Origin of the sequence: Paenibacillus sp. FSL W8-0919, assembly GCF_038003785.1 — a bacterium.
GTDB lineage: Bacteria > Bacillota > Bacilli > Paenibacillales > Paenibacillaceae > Paenibacillus_AQ > Paenibacillus_AQ lactis.
In genome coordinates this window covers 2,728,689-2,751,449 of sequence record NZ_JBBOPV010000001.1, presented here as the reverse complement: position 1 = coordinate 2,751,449, position 22,761 = coordinate 2,728,689, and the positions used below count along the sequence as shown (strand labels likewise).

General features: G+C 54.1%; 19 protein-coding genes. 3 read left to right on the top strand and 16 right to left on the bottom strand.

What is annotated here, in order from left to right; genetic code table 11:
* Positions 1-134 precede the first annotated feature (134 nt).
* The 8 genes from NST44_RS12295 to citZ form a co-directional block, all read right to left on the bottom strand.
* Positions 135-866 (bottom strand): response regulator transcription factor, encoded by a 732-nt coding sequence (locus NST44_RS12295; RefSeq protein WP_007127414.1) that lies wholly within the window; start codon positions 864-866, stop codon positions 135-137.
* Positions 867-934: 68 nt separating this feature from the next.
* On the bottom strand, positions 935-2,743 hold the full coding sequence (gene pnpS / locus NST44_RS12290; RefSeq protein WP_007127413.1) for a two-component system histidine kinase PnpS: 1,809 nt from the start codon (positions 2,741-2,743) through the stop codon (positions 935-937).
* A gap of 181 nt (positions 2,744-2,924) precedes the next feature.
* Entirely contained in the window at positions 2,925-4,475 is a 1,551-nt protein-coding gene (locus NST44_RS12285; RefSeq protein ID WP_007127412.1) for a fumarate hydratase, read from the bottom strand.
* Between the two features lie 524 nt (positions 4,476-4,999).
* The gene (locus NST44_RS12280) at positions 5,000-5,866 is read right to left on the bottom strand and encodes an SDR family oxidoreductase (protein WP_007127411.1); all 867 of its coding nucleotides are present in this window, start codon (positions 5,864-5,866) and stop codon (positions 5,000-5,002) included.
* A gap of 624 nt (positions 5,867-6,490) precedes the next feature.
* Complete coding sequence (locus NST44_RS12275) at positions 6,491-6,916, bottom strand: hypothetical protein (RefSeq protein ID WP_007127410.1); 426 nt, start codon at positions 6,914-6,916, stop codon at positions 6,491-6,493.
* Positions 6,917-7,069: 153 nt separating this feature from the next.
* A complete protein-coding gene (gene mdh, locus NST44_RS12270; RefSeq protein WP_007127409.1) occupies positions 7,070-8,011 on the bottom strand; it encodes a malate dehydrogenase in 942 nt (313 codons plus the stop codon).
* A 14-nt stretch (positions 8,012-8,025) separates the two neighbouring features.
* The gene (icd, locus tag NST44_RS12265; protein WP_007127408.1) at positions 8,026-9,318 is read right to left on the bottom strand and encodes an NADP-dependent isocitrate dehydrogenase; all 1,293 of its coding nucleotides are present in this window, start codon (positions 9,316-9,318) and stop codon (positions 8,026-8,028) included.
* A gap of 154 nt (positions 9,319-9,472) precedes the next feature.
* Positions 9,473-10,585 carry a citrate synthase gene (citZ, locus tag NST44_RS12260; RefSeq protein WP_028403872.1) on the bottom strand — a complete coding sequence of 371 codons (1,113 nt, stop codon included), beginning with the start codon at positions 10,583-10,585 and terminating at the stop codon, positions 9,473-9,475.
* 413 nt (positions 10,586-10,998) lie between these two features.
* Between citZ and ytvI the strand changes: the two genes are divergently transcribed.
* Positions 10,999-12,117, top strand: coding sequence for a sporulation integral membrane protein YtvI (gene ytvI / locus NST44_RS12255; protein WP_028403871.1), 1,119 nt, complete (start codon positions 10,999-11,001; stop codon positions 12,115-12,117).
* 315 nt (positions 12,118-12,432) lie between these two features.
* Here ytvI and NST44_RS12250 read toward each other — a convergent pair whose 3' ends face one another.
* From NST44_RS12250 to NST44_RS12215, 8 genes are all read right to left on the bottom strand, one after another.
* Positions 12,433-12,825 carry an FxsA family protein gene (locus tag NST44_RS12250; protein WP_007127405.1) on the bottom strand — a complete coding sequence of 131 codons (393 nt, stop codon included), beginning with the start codon at positions 12,823-12,825 and terminating at the stop codon, positions 12,433-12,435.
* A gap of 4 nt (positions 12,826-12,829) precedes the next feature.
* Positions 12,830-13,330: an acyl-CoA thioesterase gene (locus tag NST44_RS12245; protein ID WP_210094374.1), complete on the bottom strand. Its 501-nt coding sequence runs from the start codon at positions 13,328-13,330 to the stop codon at positions 12,830-12,832.
* Between the two features lie 117 nt (positions 13,331-13,447).
* Positions 13,448-14,875 (bottom strand): pyruvate kinase, encoded by a 1,428-nt coding sequence (gene pyk / locus NST44_RS12240; RefSeq protein WP_007127403.1) that lies wholly within the window; start codon positions 14,873-14,875, stop codon positions 13,448-13,450.
* A gap of 114 nt (positions 14,876-14,989) precedes the next feature.
* A complete protein-coding gene (locus NST44_RS12235) occupies positions 14,990-15,973 on the bottom strand; it encodes an acetyl-CoA carboxylase carboxyltransferase subunit alpha (RefSeq protein WP_144877836.1) in 984 nt (327 codons plus the stop codon).
* Positions 15,973-16,866, bottom strand: a complete 894-nt coding sequence (gene accD / locus NST44_RS12230; protein ID WP_007127401.1) for an acetyl-CoA carboxylase, carboxyltransferase subunit beta — start codon at positions 16,864-16,866, stop codon at positions 15,973-15,975. The genes NST44_RS12235 and accD overlap by 1 nt, the downstream gene beginning before the upstream one ends.
* A gap of 91 nt (positions 16,867-16,957) precedes the next feature.
* Positions 16,958-17,146 carry a hypothetical protein gene (locus tag NST44_RS12225; protein WP_007127400.1) on the bottom strand — a complete coding sequence of 63 codons (189 nt, stop codon included), beginning with the start codon at positions 17,144-17,146 and terminating at the stop codon, positions 16,958-16,960.
* 154 nt (positions 17,147-17,300) lie between these two features.
* Positions 17,301-17,798: a phosphatidylglycerophosphatase A family protein gene (locus NST44_RS12220; RefSeq protein ID WP_007127399.1), complete on the bottom strand. Its 498-nt coding sequence runs from the start codon at positions 17,796-17,798 to the stop codon at positions 17,301-17,303.
* A gap of 152 nt (positions 17,799-17,950) precedes the next feature.
* Complete coding sequence (locus tag NST44_RS12215; RefSeq protein WP_210094375.1) at positions 17,951-21,682, bottom strand: DNA polymerase III subunit alpha; 3,732 nt, start codon at positions 21,680-21,682, stop codon at positions 17,951-17,953.
* Between the two features lie 186 nt (positions 21,683-21,868).
* On the opposite strand from NST44_RS12215, the gene NST44_RS12210 reads away from it, so the two are divergent.
* Entirely contained in the window at positions 21,869-22,195 is a 327-nt protein-coding gene (locus NST44_RS12210; RefSeq protein WP_007127397.1) for a YtrH family sporulation protein, read from the top strand.
* A gap of 3 nt (positions 22,196-22,198) precedes the next feature.
* Positions 22,199-22,702, top strand: coding sequence for a hypothetical protein (locus NST44_RS12205; RefSeq protein ID WP_028403866.1), 504 nt, complete (start codon positions 22,199-22,201; stop codon positions 22,700-22,702).
* The last annotated feature ends 59 nt before the right edge of the window (positions 22,703-22,761 follow it).

Sequence of the window (22,761 nt, the reverse complement as noted above, 5' to 3'; positions counted from 1 at the left end):
ATGTAACCAAAGTCTCAGAAAAACGATCCCCTGGAACTAAATAACCCCGCAGCAAGCGGGGATTGGCATCCGATAGAGTTGCTAGTGTCGTTAGCTTCCTTTAACAGCTGGCATAAAAAAAGCCTCCGCATCATTTACAGTGAATGATGGGAAGCTTTATTCGTATTAACAACCAATTTATACCCGACGCCGCGAATCGAATCGATATGCACGGATTCCGGATCGAGCTCCAGCTTTTTGCGGAGCGAGCTGACATGGACGTCAACGGTGCGTTGGCCGCCGATATAATCGAACCCCCAGACGACGTTCATCAGATCGTCCCGCGTCAAGACGACGCCCGGCTTCTTCGCCAAATAGAGCAGCACCTCGAATTCCTTCGGACGGAGATTAATGCTCTGCCCGCCGAGCCGCACCTCATATTTCTCGGGGAAGATTTCGAGCTGTCCGAGCGAGATCACGTTCGCCTGCTGCTCCGAAACCTTCGCTTCCTCGCTTTGACCAGACGTTCTGCGCATGACGGCCGAAACTCTGGCCAGCAGCTCGGAAACGCCGAACGGCTTCGTAATATAGTCGTCCGCCCCCATCTTCAGGCCTTGCACGACTTCCTCCTCTGCATTCTTCGCCGTGAGAATAATGATCGGCGTCTTAATGCCTTTGCCTCTAAGCTTCTCTAAAATTTGAAAGCCGTTCATGCCCGGCAGCATGACATCGAGCAGAATCAGGTCGAACTCCTCCTGCGACGCTCTTTCGTAACCTGCCGTCCCATGCTCTTCAACGGTGACGTCAAAGCCTTCCTGCGTCAAATTGTACGATAACAAACGAGACAGTGTAGGCTCATCTTCAATAACAAGTAAACGTTGAGTCAATATTAACCCCGCCTTGTGTATGGATTGGATTACTTGTTTCAGTATATAAACTGAATGTTAACGCTGTGTTAAATTCCCGCTTCCTCGTGTTCCTGAAGAACGGGAAGCTCGATGATGAAGGAGCTCCCAACGCCCAGCTCGCTTTCCACATCGATCCGGCCGTGATGCATATCCACCAGATGCTTAACGATCGATAGGCCAAGTCCCGTACCGCCTGATCCCCGGGATCTCGCTTTGTCCACCCGATAAAACCGCTCGAAGATACGCGGAAGATCCTTCTTCGGTATACCGATCCCCGAATCCTTTACAATGAACTGGACGATGTCCTCGGACTGGCCGTTATGCAGTTTTTCCCGTGCCGTCAATTTGACCCTGCCGCCCTCCTGCGTATAGTTGATCGCATTGGATAACAGATTCATGAAGATTTGGCGCAGCTTGTCCTCATCGCCTTCCATGAACAGCTCTTCTGGCACGTCGAGCTCGAGGCTGATCCGCTTCTTCTCCGCCACCGTGCGCATCATCTCGGATATCGTCTCGAAGAATGCCTGCAGATGGATCGGCGAATAGTCCATCTGAACGCGCTTGGACTCGATGGAAGACAGCTCCAGAATATCGCCGATCAGCCGGTTGAGCCGCTCGGATTCATCATAGATGATTTGGAGAAACGATCTGGCGGTCTTCTCATCCGACACGCCGCCGCCAAGAAGCGTCTCGGCAAACCCCTTAACGGCCGCAAGCGGTGTCTTGAGCTCATGCGATACATTCGCCACGAATTCGCTTCGCATTCTCTCCAATCTGCGGATGTCGCTTACATCCTGGAGCAGGAATAGCATGCCCCGGTAGGCCCCATCCTCCTGCACCATCGGGACCCCGTCCAGCCGGACAATCGATTCGACCGGGTAATACAGATTCCGTTCTTCATGGAAGCTGTTACGGTTCTCGAGCCCTTCCTTCATCAGCTTCGTGAGCTCGTAATGCTGCTTGAGCTCCCGATACGATTTTCCGGTAATCACTTCGGCGTCAACGCCCAGCATTCTCTCGGCCGCCCGGTTGATGAGCATAATATGGCCCGATCCGTTCACCATGACGATCCCGCCTGTCATGTTGTTCAGGACGCTCTGGAGCAAATCTTCATTGTCCCGGATCGTCCGAACTTGGGTCTGAAGACTGTCGGCCATCCCGTTGATCGCTTGCGCCAGCTGGCCGATCTCATCCTTACGGTTAATATTCACCCGCGCATCATACTCCAAACGCGCAATGCGTCTGGCGACTCTCGTGATTTTCTCGAGCGGCGACGTCAGCCCCTTCGCCACGCGAATGCTCAGAAGACTCGCTGCGAGGAACAGAATCGCAAGACCAATGCCCATCACCGTCCAGCCTTGCCGGACGCCTTGGTCGACCTGACTGAGGCTGAGGGACAGTCGCACGAAGCCATCGAAGGAATCGCCGACCTTAACGGGCAGCGCGACGTACAGCATGTCCTGCCCCAGCGTGCTGCTGCGGCGGATGGTGCTCCCTTTGCCGGTCTTCTCCGCTTCCAAGACTTCCTCGCGGTAAGCATGATTATCCATGGTCACGGGGTTGCTCTCGGAATCTCCGATCACCCGTCCATCCTTCGTTATAAACGTAACCCTTGCATCAGACAGCTCTTCAAGCTGAAGAGAACGGTTCGTATAATACTCGACGGCATCCGGGCTGTCGGTATCCGGAAAATCCATCATCGTCTGCAGAAGCCGGATCTCCCGGATCATATTGTCCTCCAGCAGCTGAATATGGGATTGCTTAAATACCTTTACCATGGCCAGACCGGCGCCAAGCATGGATAAACCGATCAATACCAGCATGATCAGGGTTAGACGGTTGCGAAACTGCTTCATGCTCTCTCCCTTTCCTCTTGTGCCTTGCATTCGATGTATTTGCTTCCCATCATAAACCTTGTCCCCGTCATCCTGCAACGTTAAATCCGTAAGACGAAGGGGATCCCTCCCGCCAGCAATCTCTAAATGCAAAAAGCACCGATCGGCATAAAGCCAATCGATGCTGCTTCATCATTATGAATTATGAAAAGACCGGATCCTTAAACATGGCCAGCTTGGCGGCGGAATCCTTGCTTACATCCGCATGCAGGCTGTTTCCGTGCGAATCCATCGTAACGATTGCGGCAAATCCATCGACCTCGAGATGCCACATCGCTTCGGGAATGCCGAACTCCATGAAATCCACGCCGTTCACTTTTTTGATGCACTCGGCATAATACTGGGCCGCGCCGCCGATGGCGTTCAAATATACGCCGCCGTGCTCCTGCAAGGCTTGAAGCGTCTTCGGACCCATTCCGCCTTTTCCGATAACCGCCCGGATGCCGAATTTCTTGAGGATTTCCCCTTGATAAGGCTCCTCGCGGATGCTTGTCGTCGGTCCGGCCGCCTTCACATGCCAGCCTTCCTCGTCCTTCAGCATAACCGGCCCGCAGTGGTAAATGACCGCGCCGTTCAGGTCGATCGGTGCGTCATGATCCATCAGATACTTATGTAACGCATCCCGTCCGGTATGCATCTCCCCGCGAATCACAACGACGTCGCCGACGCGGAGGCTGCGGATTTGCTCCTCGCTGATCGGCGTCTGCAGAACGATCTCCCGTCCTTGCCCTTGCACCGCGGCAGAGCCTGCCGACGCAGCGGCTGCTTCACTCGCTGCATTCATCCGTACCTCGTTGCCCGCTTCGTACAGCCACTCCGCAATTTCGCCGGTCGCCGGCTCAATCATGACACCTTGTCGGCGGAACGCCCAGCAGTTGTACGCAACCGAGACAAAGAAGCTCGCAGGCAGACGGTTCATGACGCCGATTTTACAGCCCAGCAGCGTAACTTCGCCGCCGAAGCCCATGGTGCCTATGCCCAGCTTGTTTGCATTTTCGAGAATATAATCCTCCAGCTTTGCCAAATCCTCGTTCGGATTCACATCGTCGAGATGACGGAAAAGCTGCTGCTTGGCCAGCTCATAGCCTGTTGTCCGGTCCCCGCCGATGCCGACCCCGATAAAGCCTGCGCTGCAGCCTTGTCCTTGGGCCTGGTAGATCGAATGAAGAATGCATTTGCGGATGCCGTCCAAATCACGGCCCGCTTTGCCGAGACCCTCAAGCTCCGTTGGCAGGCTGTATTGAATATTCTTGTTCTCGCAGCCGCCGCCCTTCAGAATGAGACGGACATCGATCTTGTCCTGCTCCCACTGCTCGAAATGAATGACCGGCGTTCCGGGTCCGAGGTTATCCCCGCTATTGGCTCCTGTCAAGGAATCGACCGAGTTCGGACGGAGCTTGCCATCCTTGGTTGCGCGGACGACGGCCTGATATATGGCCTTCTTCATTTCGATTTGGTTGGCGCCTACAGGAGTATGTACGATAAAGGTCGGCATTCCCGTATCCTGGCAGATCGGCGATACCTCCTGCTCGGCCATTTCGATATTCTGAGCGATCGTTGCCAAGGCGAGCCCCGCGCGCGTAGCCGCATCCTCTGCAGCGCGTCCGCGGTTTACCGCTCTGCGGACATCTCCCGGAAGATTCGTGGACGTCTCCACAATCAGTTTGTACATGCTTTCTTCAAAATGCTTCATCACTTGATTTTCAACCTCTCTTTCGATGACCAGCTTGCCGCTAAGGTATCCTGGTTAGTCCCAAGGTATATCATATCACAACAAACCGGCCATGAAAGGGTTTACTTTGAATTTGAACGCATGGCTGGAAATGTGCCGTTTACATGCATTGAATAACCATACCAATCTATAAACCTCGCATATGTTAATAGAGAAGGAGGTGATATGATACGGCGATAGGATCGGCGACGATGAGCCCGAATCCATCATCCGTTCCAACGTTCCGGCAGACGCTCGGCAGAGACTCGGCTGACGCTGTCCCGGATTCACGCCATCCGCGATTCGGGCACCCTTCCATCCGGATCCGTCGCCTCTAAAGCCATAGAATCCAGCGCCGAACGTATCCATTGCGTTAACGTCAGCTTCACCGTAACCGCCGTTTAACCGTGTTCCGCGCACCTCAGCAAAAAACAGCGGATGATCGCCCCGGCTTTACGCCTGATCATCCGCTGATGCTCAAAGATTAGGGTTCGGTATCCTCCAGCCTAACCGTTAATCACTTCGCCGCCGTTCACGTGAATGACTTGCCCGCTAACGTATGAAGAGTCCGAAGAGGCGAGATAGACGTATGCAGGCGCCAGTTCTTCCGGCTGCCCCGGTCTCTTCATCGGCTGGGTCGAGCCGAACTCGCTGACCTGATCCGCAGGGAAGGTTGACGGGATGAGCGGCGTCCAGATTGGTCCCGGTGCTACCGCGTTGACCCGGATCCCTTGTCCGACGACGTTCATGGAGAGGGACCGCGTAAAGGCTACGATCGCTCCCTTCGTCGAAGCATAATCCAACAACTGCGGGCTTCCCCGGTAAGCCGTAATGGATGTGGTATTAATAATCGCACTGCCCTTAGACAGATGCGTCATGGCCGCCTGGGTCATAAAGAACATGCCGAATATGTTCGTACGGAACGTGCGCTCCAGCTGCTCCTTCGTAATATCTTCAATCTTCTTCTGCGGATGCTGCTCAGCGGCATTGTTCACGAGAATGTCCAGTTTTCCCAGCTTCTCCACCGTCTCCTTCACCGCATCGCGGCAAAAGGCATCATCTCCGACATCGCCTGCAATCAGGATGCACTTTCTCCCTTCCTGCTCAACCTGCCGTTTGGTTTCCTCGGCATCCTGATGCTCATTTAAATAAACGATGGATACGTCGGCGCCCTCCTTGGCATAGTGAACCGCTACCGCCCGGCCAATTCCGCTGTCTCCGCCGGTAATCAGCGCCACCTTTCCCTCCAGCTTGCCGGCCGCTTTATACGCATTGCTTTCGAACTCCGGCTGCGGGTGCATCTCCGTCTCGGAACCCGGCCGATGATTCTGGTGCTGAGGGGGCATTGTCTGTTTTTGTTGGTCTTGTGTCATGTTCACATGTCTCCTTTCAGGTTAGCTGTAGAGGTTGTTCAAAAAGTCGTCTTTTGATCACGAAGTGAGTCAAGGAGTAACTCGGCATCGAATCTTGAATTCAGCCGGGCCTAAGTAGATGCTTCCGAAGCATGTTTCCTGCGGAAACATTTCAAGTGCTCACGTACCCAAAACAGCTGATGCTTTCGAAGGCGTTTTCTGCGAAAACGTTTAGCTCCGCTCCTCAGTCCCCAGCTTCATTTAACCTAAAGCGTTTTGAATAAAACGCACTTCGGAAGGATTCGCTAAAGCGTTTTGAAAAAACGCACTTCGGAAGGATTCGCTAAAGCGTTTTGAAAAAACGCACTTCGGAAGCATAAGCCTCGGTGCTGAAAATCCGACTTTTTGGACACGGACTGTAAGACAACCTTTCATAGGATGTGTACGACTCGGCTCTTTATACGAGTGAAAAGCCTTCGATATGATATTTACCCGAATGCGGGATGATCAAACGTTTCATAAGAAAACCAAAAAGGTGGAGAACTAGCCTGTTCTCCACCTTTTTTTATCCATAAACGGAAAGGAGCCGTCCCTGTAGAAAAATCCACGCAGGGGACAGCACCTTCTTGGTTCTATGTAGCAATTTTAGATGATATGGCTGTACACCATGAAGAAGATCATTACAAGCAGAAGCAGTGCCAGCAGCGCGCTCAGCGTTCCAAGCTTGCTTGTCTCTTCCTTCACTTCTTTCTTCTCGCGAATGCCTGCCAGCGCGCTCTTCAGCGGCTTGCTCATAATTCCACCAATTGCGAACATAGCAAGAAGAAGAATGGTCACGATTATCATCCAAGGCACGGAATAGTCGCCTTGTGACATCATGTAACCGCCTGTAAGAAGTTGAAGCACGAGTCCATACTGGGCAAAGCGGTTCGCTACCCGAACCGTATTCACGGCGCCTTCTTGAGCAGCGAGAGACAGCTTCTGAATGCCGCCGACAACAAACGGCAGAATCAAATAGAACCCTAGCGCTGCTGTTCCAACCATATGCAGGAAAAATGTTACCGTCAACATAATCAAATTCCTCCATCGTTCAAAGTGTGATATATGTCATTTACGAATCATCGTCCTTATTATACTGGACAGACCATCCAATGAAAAGCAATCCCGCCCCGAATATCGGGACGGGATTGGATTTAGAGGCAAATTTGTGAACCCTTGCCGGATTTAAAGGGAAATGACCGATGTAACGCTGCGTACGGATTCGGCCGACTTGTCGAGCGCCGCCTTCTCCTCCGGCGTGAGCTCGAGCTCGAACACCTTCTCAATGCCGTCGCCGCCAAGAATGGCCGGAACGCCCATGAACAGGTTATCGTAGCCGTACTCGCCTTCCAGAAGCGCGATGACAGGAAGGATCCGCTTCTTATCCTTGAGGATCGCTTCCGTCATTTGCACAAGGGATGCAGCCGGCGCGTAGTAAGCACTTCCGTTGCCGAGCAGGTTGACGATCTCGCCGCCGCCCACGCGGGTGCGCTGCACGATGGCTTCGATCCGGTCAGCCGGAATCAGCGTGTCGATCGGAATGCCGCCGACGCTGGAGTAGCGAACGAGCGGAACCATGTCGTCACCGTGACCGCCCAGCACGAAGCCGCGAACGTCCTCAACGGATACGTTCAGTTCCTGCGCAATGAATGTGCAGTAGCGAGCGGTATCGAGCACGCCGGATTGACCGATGACGCGGTTCTTAGGGAAGCCGAGCGTATTGTACGCTACATAGGTCATCGCATCCACCGGATTACTCAAAATGATGACGGTCGCATTCGGAGCATGGGTCTTCACGTTCTCGCATACGGACTTGACGATGCCCGCATTCGTATTCACGAGATCATCACGGCTCATGCCAGGCTTGCGCGCAACGCCGGCCGTGATGATGACGATATCGGAACCGGCCGCATCCTCATAGCTGGATGTGCCGACGATGTTGCTGTCGAAGCCTTGAACCGGACTGGCCTCAAGCATGTCGAGCGCCTTGCCCTTGGTCGGGTTTTCAAGCTGCGGGATATCGAGCAGAACGACGTCACCAAGTTCTTTTTGAGCAAGCATTAGTGCGGTAGTCGCACCAGTAAAGCCAGCACCTACAACCGTAATCTTTTTACGAGTAATCGCCATGATGGCTCTCCCCCTTACAGGTTTTTAATGATTTCGTCCGCAAACTCGGAGCATTTCACTTCCGTTGCGCCTTCCATCAGACGTGCAAAGTCATAGGTTACGGTTTTGTTGTTGATCGCGGTTTCCATACCTTTGTAAATCAGATCCGCAGCTTCCTGCCATCCCAGATGCTCAAGCAGCATAACGCCGGACAGGATAACGGAACCAGGGTTTACAACGTCTTTGTCCGCATATTTCGGAGCCGTACCGTGAGTAGCTTCGAAGATCGCGTGACCTGTCACGTAGTTGATGTTCGCTCCCGGAGCGATACCGATGCCGCCTACTTGCGCTGCAAGCGCGTCGGACAAGTAGTCGCCGTTCAGGTTCAGCGTTGCGATGACATCGAAATCGGTTGGACGCGTAAGCACTTGCTGGAGCGCGATGTCGGCAATCGCATCCTTGATGATGATTTTGCCGGCTTCCTCAGCGGCCTTCTGTGCTGCGTTCGCTGCATCTACGCCGTCTTTTTCCTTGATGACGTCATATTGTGCCCAAGTGAACACTTTATCGCCGAACTCGGCTTCAGCCACTTCGTAGCCCCAGTTTTTGAAGGCGCCTTCGGTGAACTTCATGATGTTGCCTTTGTGCACCAGCGTTACGGATTTGCGGCCATGCTTGATCGCGTATTCCACAGCTGCGCGCACAAGACGCTTGGAGCCTTCGGAGGATACAGGCTTGATGCCGATACCGGACGTTTCCGGGAAGCGGATCTTATGAACGCCCATTTCCTCCTGGAGGAACTTGATCACCTTCTTCACTTCCTCGGAGCCTTCCTTGTACTCAATGCCGGCATAAATATCCTCCGTGTTCTCGCGGAAAATAACCATGTCCACGAGTTCAGGACGTTTAACCGGGGATGGCACGCCGTTGAAGTAGCGGACCGGGCGCAAGCAAGTGTACAGATCCAGCTCTTGGCGCAGAGCAACGTTCAGGGAACGGATGCCGCCACCGATTGGCGTCGTCAAAGGTCCTTTGATGGCAACGATGTATTCACGGATTGCTTCGAGCGTATCGTTAGGAAGCCATTCTCCGTATGTATTATAAGCTTTCTCACCTGCGAACACTTCATACCAGGCAAGCTTCTTGGATCCGTTGTATGCCTTCTCTACAGCGGCGTCAAGCACGCGCTTGGAAGCTTTCCAGATGTCGCGCCCTGTTCCGTCACCTTCAATAAAAGGGATGATCGGATTGTTTGGAACCTGCAGCTTGCCGTTGTCGATGGTGATTTTTTCGCCTTCGGTTGGTAGTGCGAATTTTTCCAATTTCATGAGTATGAGTTCCTCCTTAAAATTTGGTTCTTGTCTCTAGCCCGGAGCTTCGTTATACGAATACCGGACGAATAGGCAAAGAGAACTCCGCCTTAAGGCGATCAACTCGCGTTTGAGCGGTTCTCTATGCCTATTGTACATGATTTCCTGCAAGTTAGCGAAGCTCTACCGGCACATATTTCTGATCGGTAAGGCCGGTGTACTCGGCACGCGGACGGATGATCCGGTTGCCTTCATACTGCTCAAGAATATGCGCTGTCCATCCCGACACGCGGCTGATGGCAAAGATCGGCGTGAACAGCTCCTGCTCGATGCCAAGCTGGGTATAAACCGATGCGGAATAGAAATCGACGTTCGGCTTCAATCCCTTCTGGCTCGTTACCGTTTCGTCGATCACGACGGACATGTCGTACAGGGATGTGTCGCCCTTCATTTCTCCGAGCTCACGCGACATCTTCTGAAGATGCTTCGCACGAGGGTCTCCGTTCTTGTAAACGCGGTGACCGAAGCCCATGATCTTCTCACGGTTGTCCAGCTTCTCCTGGATGTAAGCCTTCGCCCGGTCGATGGAGCCGACTTCATTCAGCATTTTGGCAACGGCTTCATTCGCGCCGCCATGCAGAGGCCCCTTCAAAGCGCCAATCGCGGAGGTAACGCCCGAATAAATGTCCGACAGCGTGGCTACGGTTACACGGGCCGCAAAGGTTGAAGCGTTAAGCTCATGATCGGCATGGAGCACGAGCGCTTGATCCAGGGCCTTGATCGACGTTTCGTCAGGCTGTTCGCCTCTGAGCATATACAGGAAGTTCTCGGCCACGGATACGCCGGCTTTCGGCGCGACCGGTTCCTTGCCTTGACGAACCCGCGCGATTGCAGCGACGATCGTCGGGAGCTGCGCCTGCAGTTTAACCGCTTTCTTCTCGTTCGCTTCACGGCTCATATCGTCGCCGGCTTCGTCATACAGCGCAAGCGCGGAAACCGCCGAGCGGAGCGATGCCATCGTGTTGGCGTCCTTCGGATACAACTTGATCTGCTGGATGAGCTCATCCGGAATTGCGGCATAATCGCTGAGGTCCTGCTTCAGCGCCTTCAGTTCCTCCGCATTCGGGAGCTTGCCGAACCAGAGCAGATAAGCCACTTCTTCAAAGCTTGCATGCTCTGCGAGATCGTCAATATTATATCCCCGATAAGTCAGAACGCCGTCGACGATCGAACTAATCGAAGAAGTGGTAGCTACAATGCCTTCCAAACCCTTAGTAGCTGTCATGCATCATCTCTCCTTTATGATCGGGATAAACGGTACTATTTTGACATTCATGAAAACATTTTCATGAAGTCGGATAAAAAAGAACACGCAAAAAAAATGCTATGGTCCTTGTCATAAAACCTTCTCATATCATACTGGATTTTGTCTGATATGTGAACAAGAGCGGAGACATTCGCCGCATCAAAATGTTTTATCGACACCATAAACTTTTTTTTGAAATCACTTACAATTCCATTATAACTGTGAATTTTGTCATTGTCGAATTTTGAAAAGAATCGGGATAAAAAGCGGCGATCCGCCGGGGTTTATTGAATTCGAAACTTCCTAGCCTAAAACCTTCTCCTCCTTGCATACCTATAAATGTGTACGGGTCCGCTTGTCTGCTGACAAGCCTGGAAAGGAGGTTCATATATTTGGAACGAATACTGCTCAAACGGATCGGCCGGGGAGTGTGGGTTCTGTCCGCTCTCTTCATCACGGTCTACCTGATTTATGTATTGCTGCCCCTTCTCTATCCCTTCCTGCTGGCCTGGATCATCGCCTACGCCATGAACCCGCTGGTTAACGTGCTCCAGCGAAAAGTCAAGCTGCCGCGCTTCATTGCGGTCACGCTGTCCATCATCGTCTATTTCGGAGCGGCGATGCTGATCCTGACGGCTGCAGTTACCCGTCTGGTGAAAGAACTGATCACGCTGTCCCAATCGTTCGACCTGCATATCGACTCGTGGATGGAATGGATCACCGGCTGGACGCGCAGCGACAGCTTTCAAAATATTGTGAATGAGATTAGTCTTTTCTACCAGAATAACCCCAATTATCATGACACCATTAACCAAAATATAAGCAGAACGACCGAGACGATCGGAAATGCCGTGACGGGTTTGATCACCGGCATTTTTAACGGAATCCTGCAAATTATCTATTCGCTGCCGAATATGGGAACGATCCTGATCGTGGTCCTCATGTCCACCTTCTTCCTCAGCAACAGCTGGGAGCGTCATAACCGGGCCATCCTTCGATTCGTTCCTGACGTGATCCGCAAGCCTATGGCCTACATCTTCTCGGATCTGAAAAAAGCGCTGTTCGGGTTTGCGAGGGCCCAGCTCATTCTCATCTCCATCACCGCCTGCATCGTGATCATCACGCTGTATGCGCTCGGCGTTAAGTCCGCATTCACCATCGGGCTGCTGATCGGCTTCATCGATCTGCTGCCATACCTCGGTGTCGGCATCGTCCTGATTCCCTGGTCCCTGTATGCCTTTATGTCCGACGATCTTACGCTCGGCATTGGACTTACGGTCCTGTACAGCGTCATCCTCGTGGTGCGCCAGATTCTGGAGCCGAAGGTGCTTGCCAGCAGTGTCGGCTTGGACCCGCTCGCGGCGCTGCTCGGGATGTTTATCGGGCTCAAGCTGTTCGGCATTCTTGGGCTGATTATCGGCCCGATTGCCCTTGTCATCTTGGATGCATTCCATAGAGCCCATGTCTTTAGAGACTTGCGAAATTATATTATCGGCGGACGTTTCCGATGAAGCCACTCGTGAGCCAGCAAGCCAAATCATACCGCAGCATAGCGAAAAAAAGGCCATGATTGAGCCGATGATGCAGGAATCGATCCTTATTCGGTAGCGGTTGCGATAGCGATAGTGGTGGCGATGTCAGTCGCGATGGCGGTGTCCACGGAGGTACGGTGGCAGCGTCGCTGAACCGCCATACCATTAGCGAGCGGCGCGGTATCAGGCCTATTCAAATTATTCGCAGCAACCGCCATAAAGGATATAAGAACAACAGGGGCCGTTCCCCCTGTAGAGCAACAGCATCTACGGAAGGGATCGACCCCTGTTCATTTATCTGCGAAAAATCGTGATTTTGCCGTTCTTCATATTTTTCTTCATCCACGCAAGGAGCAAAAGCCTGTAAAGCGGACGGGTTAAAGGAAATACGAGGGTAAAGCCGATGATATCCGTCACAAATCCCGGGAGGATCAGCAGCAGACCGCCGAGGAAAATGCACAGGCCATCGGCCATGGTGGAACCGGGAACCATCCCCGCATTCATCCTCTGCCTTGCGTCCTCCATCGCCTTCCGTCCCTCAAACCTCATCATGGCGACGCCAATGGCCGAGGTCAGCAGCGTCAGCAGCAGGGTGTTCATGCCGCCGACCCGCTCCGCTACGAATGAGAAGCCGAATATTTCGATCGCCGGTACGAAAATGACCGCCGCCAGTACCCATTTCATCATGATGCTACTCCTTCCTCCCCAAAAGGGTGTCCTTCAATGCATCATACAGCTTTGGCACGTTTTTATCCAGTCTGGACGGCTTCCATTCGCGATTTAACCATACGTGGCGGGTTGTGCCCGAAGTCAACAGCTCGCCGGGCAGCGCCATCATCGTGGCGTCATCCGGATCGGACGGCACCTCGCCGGACATTCTTCGAACCTCATACTCATAATGTATTCGAAGAGGCGAGAAATCAATCATCCGGGTAAATACGGTTACCTGATCATCATAGCGGGCAGGCTGATGATATTTTACGTCCAGATCGACAACCGGCAGCAAGGCGCCTGCCTCCTCCATCTCCCGGTAGGAAAATCCCAGCTCCCGGATCATTTCGGTGCGGCCGATCTCAAACCAGTTCAAGTAATTCGCGTGATAGACGACGCCCATTTGGTCGGTTTCCTGATAGCGCACCCGGAAGGATGTGTGAAACCAGCGGCTGAGCTTGGATATGGAGCCTTTCGTCAATATGCACACCCCCTCTCTATGCAAAAGAAGCAATGGCTCGAAAATCGTCCATTGCTTCTAACGCGGCTATCGTTAGACTCCCTAAGGGATCCTGAATATGAATATTTCTGTACAGAACTATTTCTGCGCAGGAATTGAATCTACTTTGAGCAGGTTGGTCGAGCCGGAACGGCCAAGCGGTACCCCTGCCGTAATCACAACCAGATCGCCTTCCTTCACCAGGCCGGATTTCACACCGCCCTGCAAAGCGTAATCAAACATTTCGTCTGTCGACGTAGCCAGCTCGCCTTTAACCGGCGTTACGCCCCAAGTCAGAGCGAGGCGTCTCAGCGTTCTGTCCTGTGTCGTTACGGCAATGATCGGCGCCTGCGGACGGTATTTGGATACCATGCGCGCCGTTTGGCCGGATTCCGTGGACGAAATGATCGCCTTGGCGTTCAGATCCAGCGCGGAGATGGCAACCGATTGGCTGATCGCTTCCGTTACGCTGGTTTCTTGCGCGATGCGCTGCTTCAGGAACATTTCGCGGTAGTTCAGCGCGGATTCCGCTTTCTCGGCAATGCGGGACATGGTCAGAACGGATTCGACCGGATATTTACCGGCAGCCGTTTCACCGGACAGCATGATGGCATCCGTGCCGTCGAAGATCGCATTCGCCACGTCACTAGCTTCCGCACGGGTAGGACGAGGGTTGCGCTGCATGGAATCCAGCATTTGCGTAGCGGTAATGACCGGCTTGCCTGCAAGATTACATTTCTCGATCATGCGCTTCTGAACAAGCGGTACTTCTTCAGCCGGAATTTCGACACCGAGGTCGCCGCGGGCAACCATCAAGCCGTCGGATACTTCCAGAATCTCATCCAGATTGTCAACGCCTTGCTGGTTCTCGATCTTCGAGATGATCTGAATGTGCTCGGCGTTGTGCTTCTTGAGCAGCTCGCGAATTTCAAGCACGTCGCTTGCTTTGCGAACGAAGGAAGCCGCAATAAAATCGATGCCCTGTTCGATCCCGAATACGATGTCGCTCGCGTCCTTTTCCGTAATGCCTGGAAGAGAGATCGCGACTCCAGGTACGTTCACACCTTTTTTGCTCTTAATGGTGCCGCCGTTGACGACGCGGCAGCGGATTTCCGTGCCCTGAATTTCTACAACGGTCAGACCGATCAGACCGTCGTCGATGAGGATCGTGGATCCAACCTGAACGTCATTCGGCAGCTCTTTGTACGTAATGGAAATCCGATTCTTGTCGCCGAGGATTTCCTCGGTCGTAAGGGTGATGTACTCATCCTGTACAAGCTCAATCGGTTCCACTTCAAGCTTACCGGTACGGATTTCCGGTCCTTTGGTATCAAGCAGGATCGCTACCGTTTTGTTCAGTTCTTCGCAAGCCTGGCGGATATTTTTGATCCGGTTGCCGTGCTCCTCGAAGTCACCGTGGGAGAAGTTCAGGCGAGCCACGTTCATGCCGGCCATAATGAGCTTCTTGGTGTTTTCCAACGATTCACTGGAAGGACCGATGGTACATACAATTTTAGTTTTGCGCATTTGGGTTTCCTCCGTTTTTCAAGGTTCTCTATATCTCTTTTTCCAACAACTAAATTTACTACAAAAAGTTTCATTTGTATAGGAACTTTGTCATATCGTCAAACTTGCAAACATTTACATGATGGCATCCTGCTGCTCGTTTTTTGCGAAATCGAATTCGCCGATTTTACGGAACTTCCGGTACCGGTCTTCCTTCAATTCGCAAGCATCCATCGCAGACAGCTCGGTCAAATGCCGGATCAGGGCGCTTTGGATCGCGCTGGCCGTCTCCTCGTAATTGCGATGGGCACCGCCCTTCGGCTCCGGAATGATCTCTTCAATCACTTCCATCTCCAGCAGGTCCTGTGCCGTGATCTTCATCGCCTCGGCCGCCTGGTCCGCCTTGGAAGCGTCCTTCCACAGAATGGAAGCGGCGCCGTTCGGCGAGATTACCGAGTAGATCGCATGCTCGAGCATGAGGACACGGTTGCCTACGGCCATCGCAAGAGCACCGCCGCTTCCACCTTCGCCGATGACCACACAAACAATTGGCACGCCGAATGTCGACATTTCCCGCAGGTTGCGGGCAATCGCCTCGGACTGGCCTCTCTCTTCAGCTGTATTACCCGGATATGCGCCTTTCGTATCAATGAAAGTGATAATCGGACGATTGAACTTGTTCGCCTGCTGCATGAGCCGCAGCGCTTTGCGGAAGCCCTCCGGATGCGGACTTCCGAAGAATCGGGCGATATTGTCCTTCGTATCCTTGCCCCGCTGCTGGCCCAGCACCGTTACCGGCACGCCGTTCAGCTTCGCAAGTCCCCCCACGACCGCCAGATCGTCTCCGTACAGCCGATCGCCGTGCAGCTCGATGAAATCCGTAAAGATCAGCTGGATCAAATCAAGCGATGTCGGCCGCTGCTGATGGCGGGCCAGATGCATTTTTTGTGACGGGGATATCGAGGAATAAATTTCTTCCTCCAATCGGCTATATCGTTCTTCAAGACGGGCGATTTCATCCGTGAAATCAATCCCTTTTTCTTGACCGAACTGTTTCAATTCTTCAATCTTCTTGCGCATTTCTGCAAGAGGCGTTTCAAAAGGCAGTACGCCTGACATTAGAATCCCCCTTTCACAGCATGCATCTCCAGCAGCTTGCCCAGCATGGAACGCATGTCTTTCCGATGAATAACCATGTCAAGCTGACCATGCGCCAAATTGAACTCCGCCGTCTGGAAATCATCCGGCAGCTTCTGGCGAATGGTCTGTTCGATAACGATACGGCCGGCAAAGCCGAATACGGCTCCCGGTTCAGCAATATTAATATCGCCAAGCGTTGCAAAGCTTGCGGATACGCCGCCGGTGGTCGGATCCGTAATAACGGAAATATACAGCCCGCCCTGCTCATTGAATCTCGCCAGAGCTGCACTCGTCTTGGCCATTTGCATTAAGCTCAGAATACTCTCCTGCATCCGGGCTCCGCCGGACGTCGAGAAGATGATCAGAGGCAGACGCTTGTCCGTTGCGATCTCGATCGCCCGGGTAATTTTCTCCCCTACGACCGATCCCATGCTGCCCGTGAAAAAATCAAAGCTCATTACAGCCACCACGACCGGCTGCCCCAGAATGGTTCCCTGGCCGGTAACGACCGCGTCCCGAAGACCAGATTTCATCGTCTGCTGCTCCAGCTTGGCCGCATAGCCCGGAAACTTCAGCGGGTCCACGGATATCATATCGGCGTCGAACTCCTCGAAGCCTGTCTCATCCAGCGTCATGCCGATCCGCTCTAACGCGTTCAGACGCATATGATGGCCGCATTCCTGACACACCTTCAGATTCTTCTCAAGCTCTTTACTGTATTGAATCGTGCCGCACTTGGCACATTTGTTCATCAGGCCTTCCGGAATTTCACGTTTCGGGCGTTCGCCTTCCTGAGGCTGCCCTGCCGTCCCAAGTCGCTCTGATGGGATCGTTGCGTATTTCCTTTTTTTCTGAAATAAGTCTTTGAACACAACTACACCTCTTCAGCCCTAAATTTGAATGGCCGCCGTAGATAACACTTCGCCGATCCGTACACATGCTTCGCTATGTAGCCCATATATCCTATGGGTGCAATATCGAATTCAACACTTCCTGTACTTCCTCAAGCTCTCCGGAGGGTACCAATATTTCAAACTGCTGTTTGGATAAATTCACAGGACGGCTTTTAACCAAAAAACCTTCTTCCGTCAGCCTGGTTTGGATCATTTCCGCCACCTTCGCAGTTGGCGCAATATAGATAACCGTCCACATGCCTTTCAGATCCCCCTAATCTCGTTCCACAGGCATATCCTGAGCCGATATAATGGATAATGATAACATACTTCAGTTTTTACCTCAACAAAGAGAGCAGGGGGCTGAAAAGCGGCCTGACCGGCCGCCGACCCTTAAACGACAGGGCTCGCGGTCATTCGTCAGAACTCGCGGAATAGCTTGCCGCATCGGGATTGTTATGCGCGATCCGCGAGGACGCCGCTGCTGCGATGCCTGCCACCAAATCGTCGAGAAATACATGAATTCCATCCATTTTTTCATTCAATATTTCAATAACGCCAATTTTTTCTTTATCCAAATATCCGAAACTTGTCAACCCGATCATTCCATAAATGCTGGTGACCCCGAGCGCCATCGTTTCATCGACCCCGTACAGCGGCTCGTCGTTCTCCATGATCGATTGCAGAGGCTGCGGCAGCAGCTTTCTCTCCGCCAATTCATCGAGCGCAATTCCCGTAAACAACGTATACTGCACTTCTCTCTTGCCAAGAACGGCGCGGACGCTGTCCTCGCACTGTTCCAGCGTTAATCCCGGATGATACCGCTGCTGCAGCTGAAATACGATGTCCGCAATGGCGGTAATGCTGACCCCCCTGCGGCTTAGCATGCTCTCTGCCAAGTCCAGTGACATAATAATCCCTCCCGCTTACGATCAGCCGATAGCTCCATAGGTGGATGGGCAAAATCCTGTGCCCGGATCACCTCCAGGGAGTACTCGGCCACTTTGCTGTAGTGTCCTAATTGTATGCGGGAGGGATATGAAACGTTCTTATTTTTTCAGGCTTACCGAACCTTTACGGTATCTTCGCCCAGCATGCTTATCATTTGGGCATTCAGCTCATCGGAGAGGTTAATCCGATACGCGTCGCTCAGGGCGAGCACCTTCTGGCTCCGCTCGTAGAACAGTACGGTCGGCATGTCCCCCGGATGCCGCTGCAACAGCTCTTTCAGCTTCACCAGCAGCTCCGGCTTCTCGGCCTCCCGGCTGATCTTGATAAAGACCCGCTGCTCGGGTCTTGACGGGCTCAGCCGGTCCGGGCGGGCGGCTCGCTTCGCGGCCTCGCGGGGCTTCGCCGTCGCCGGCGATGCGCCCGCATCCGGCTGCGGAGCGAGCCCTGCAGCGGAAGCGCCTGGCCGGCGGCTCGGCGCTTCCGGGGCCGGCGGCTCGGCGGCAGCCTCTCGCCGGGGCATGCCGCCGCCGGAGGTCTGCTGCGGACGGCTTCGTCCGCCGCCTGCCGCGCGGACCTTGCTGCGCTGCACCAGCTGCCGCAGCGTCCCGGCTTCAAGCGGCGCCACCTCTTCGGCAAGCAGCTTGAAGCCCTCATCCTGCAGCTGCACCTTGGCGCGAATGGCCAGCAGGGCCCCCTTCTCGATCAGGTGCGCGCTTCGCTTCCACACTTCCGGAAACAGCACCACTTCGCAGCGCTCGATCTGATCCTCGCACTCCATGAAGGCCATTGCCTTCCCTTGCTTCGTCGTGATGGTCTTCAGGGAGACCACCATGCCGGCTACTGCTGCCATCGATTCATCCTGCGCTTCGTGCAGCTCCATCAGCCGGTCCGCCCCGGTCTCCTCCAGAATCTCGTCGAATCCGTCGAGCGGATGCCCGGACAGATACATCCCGAGCAGCTCCCGCTCGAATTCAAGCTGCTGGCCTTGAGAATAGGGCGCAATATCGGGATATTCGATATCCCAGTTCGGCGTCTCAACGAAGTCGAACAGCTGAATCTGCAGGTCATCGCGTTCCTTGCGCCACTTGACGGCCGCTTCCACGGTTTCGTCAAGCATCGCGACGAGCTGGGAGCGGTGGCCCGGCAGGGAATCGAACGCCCCGGCTTGAATGAGCGATTCGATCACGCGTTTATTGCATACGCGAAGATCGACGCGGCGGCAGAAGTCCAGCAGGCTCTCGAACGGCTTCTCTTTGCGGATGGCCGCAATGTTCTCGACCGCTTGGGTGCCGACGTTCTTAATCGCGGCCAGCCCGAAGCGGATACTCCCTGCGGATGGCTCCGCCGATTCCGGCCCGCGCTCCGCGCCTGCCGATCCTGCGGGCACCGGCACCGGCGTGAAATAGGTCCCGCTCTCATTGACATCCGGCGGCAGCACCTCGATGCCCATCCGCCGCGCTTCGAGCACGTATTCGGCTACCTTTCGGTGGCTGCCCATGACGGCCGTCAGCATCGAAGCCATGAATTGAACCGGGTAGTGCGCCTTCAGATAGGCCGTCTGAAAAGCGAGCACGCCGTACGCCGCCGCATGCGCCCGAGGGAAGCCGTAATCCGCGAAGCGCACGATCATATCGTACACGCGGTTAGCGTCGTCCTCGCCGTATCCCATCTTGAGGCTGCCTGCAACGAAATGGCTCCGCTCCCGGTCCAGCACCTCGCGTTTCTTCTTCGATACGGCCCGGCGGAGCAAATCCGCCTCCCCGAGCGTAAAGCCCGCCATGCTTGAGGCAATCTGCATGATCTGCTCCTGGTACACGATGATCCCGTACGTATCGCCGAGGATCGGGATCAGATCCGGATGCGGATACTCCACCTCGATCCGGCCGTGCTTGGCCTGAATGTATTTCGGAATAAACTCCATCGGACCCGGACGGTACAGTGCGTTTACGGACACGATATCCTCGAAGGCCGAAGGCTTCAGTTCCTTCAGGACCCGGCGCATGCCGGCGGACTCCAGCTGGAACACGCCCGTTGTCTCGCCTTTGCCGAGCATTTCGTACGTAAGCGGATCGTCGTCCGGCACCTGCGTCAGGTCCAGGGCCTCCTCCCGATGCTCCTGGATCCACTTCAGCGTCCGTTCAATAATGGAGAGGGTGCGCAGGCCAAGAAAATCCATCTTGAGCAGTCCGACGCTTTCCAGATGCTCCATGGAATACTGCGTCAGCGCGGTCCGCTCGCTGCCCTCCTGAAGCGGAACGGCATCGGTAAGCGGATCGCGGGAAATGACGACGCCCGCCGCATGCGTAGAGGCATGGCGGGGCATTCCCTCGACCTTCATCGCCATGTCGAGCAGCTCGCGCACCTTCGGTCTTGTCTCGTATTGCTCCTTCAGCTGCGGACTTTGCTCCATCGCCTTGGCAATGCTGATGCCCAGATGGTTCGGGATCAGCTTGGCCGCTTTATCCACGTCGCCGAACGGCACGTTGAGCGCGCGTCCCACATCGCGTACAGCTGCACGCGCTGCCATCGTACCGAACGTAATGATCTGGGCGACATGCTCCCGGCCGTATTTGTTCACCACATAATCGATAACTTCATCCCGCCGCTCGTCGCTGAAGTCGATATCGATATCCGGCATCGTGACCCGCTCGGGATTCAGAAACCGTTCAAACAACAATTTATACTTCATCGGATCGACGTTCGTGATCCGGAGCGTATAAGCGACAAGGCTGCCCGCGGAGGAGCCCCTGCCCGGTCCGACCGCGATGCCTTGGCGATGCGCATACGCGATGAAGTCCCACACGATCAGAAAATAATCGCTGAAGCCCATTCTTTCGATCACGTCCAGCTCATAGCTCAGACGCTGCTCCAGCTGCTCCTTAAGCTCGGGGGACTGCCAGCGTTCGGTATTCTCGTATCGGTCCCGGAGCCCGTTCTCGCACAGCTGCCTTAAATATTCCGCGGAGCTTGTCCCTTCCGGAAGGGAACGGTACTCCGGCAAAATGGATTTTCCGAATTCCAGCTCAAGGCTGCATTGATCCGCAATTCGGGCCGTGTTGGCGATCGCTTCAGGCACATGCGGGAACAGCCGCTCCATCTCCCGGCCGTCCTTCAAATACAGCTGGCTTGTCGGGATCCGCAGCCGGTCCTCATCCTCCACCGTCTTGCCTGTGCCGATGCAGATCAGCACATCCTGCACCTCGGCATCTTCCTGCGTCAGATAGTGAACATCGTTCGTAGCCGCAAGCGGAATGCCCGTTTCGCGGCTAAGCGCGATCAGCTGCGGATTGACCCGCTTCTGCTCCGGCAGCCCGTGGTCTTGAAGCTCCAGATAGAAATCGTCTCCGAAGATAGCCTGGTAGCGAAGCGCGGCCGCCCTGGCCTCCGCTTCCCGCCCATGCAGCAAATGCTGCGGCACTTCCCCGCCTAGACAAGCGCTCAGACAGATAATGCCTTCATGATGGGCTGCCAGCGCCTCCATATCGATCCGCGGTCTGTAATGATAGCCTTCCAGATGGCCGATGGAGCACAGCTTCATCAGATTGCGGTAACCGATATCGTTCTTGGCCAGAAGAATCAGGTGATAGATCGGCTGATCCTTCCGGCTTCCCCGCTCTTTGCGGGAGCCTGCCGTGATATATGCCTCACAGCCGATGATCGGCTTGATGCCATGGGCCAGACAAGCTTTGTAGAACGGAATCGCGCCGTACATGACGCCATGATCCGTCAGCGCCAGCGACTTCATTCCAAGCTCCGCAGCTTCCCGCACCAGGTCGCCGATACGTGCCGCTCCATCGAGCAAACTGTATTCACTATGCACGTGCAAATGCACGAAAGAGCTCATCGTAACGCCTTCCTTTCGCCGGTTCATTTATATCAATCGAACAAACAGATCATGTTCATTAAAAAGTCCTTATATCATTTTATCATAATCCCACAAGGCCCGCCCATATAATGAAACTAGAGCGCCTGCGGACAGGCAGTCGCAAGTGGCGGCAGCACCGCCACGAGAAGAAAGGGGATAAAGAGTATGGGCGTGTTTTTATCCAAGGCGATTCTTGACTTTTTCATAGCCTTCGGCATCGTGCTGGGAGGAGCCATGGTAGGAGGCATAGGTGCCGTCCTGTCCCTTCAGCCCCCGACCCATACGATGATGGAGATCGCCGACCGAATCAAAATATGGGCGTTGGCCGCGGCAATCGGGGGCACCATCGATCCGATGCGGGTTATTGAGAGCAACATGCTCGGAGGCAATCTTTCGCCTGCGATCAAGCAGATTCTATATCTATGCTTTGCATTTCTCGGAGCACATATGGGCAGCGAGCTGGTCAAATGGGTGTGCTCGAACAAGGGGTAGCCTATGCGAGTGCCTCCTCCCCACCGATTCCGCCCTTTCTATCAAGCCGCTTCCATCTTCGTGCTGGGGATGATCGTCGGCAGCATCGTCTACAACTCCCTGTATCATGCAGCCTACAATAAGCTGTGGGAGACGAATCTAGCCCAGCAGCTTCAGATCACCCAATATGAGGATGATATCGCGACGTTAAAAAAGTACAACAAGCAGACCACCGTCATTCGGGAAATTAAAATCCGAAGCGAGGAGAATGTCAGCGCGCCGCTCGATCCACTGATTTCGAAAGAGATCGTCAAGCTGATGTCGGAAGATCTCGCGGTTCTTCGCGGACGCAGCGTCTTCGATATCGACACGGATAGCAAGCTTACCCGCTCCCTGCTCAATGACAAGATTTATACCGTCAGAGAGAAGGATTACAAGGTTCAGATCCGAACCATGCTCGTTGTGGATGGCGTGCTTCAGATCTGGTTCACCGTCACCCCCGTGGATGCAAAGTCGACCGGATCATGATACAATATCGTTGCCAAGATTGAATCGGATCGACATGCTGCGTTCCAAGCGGACATGTT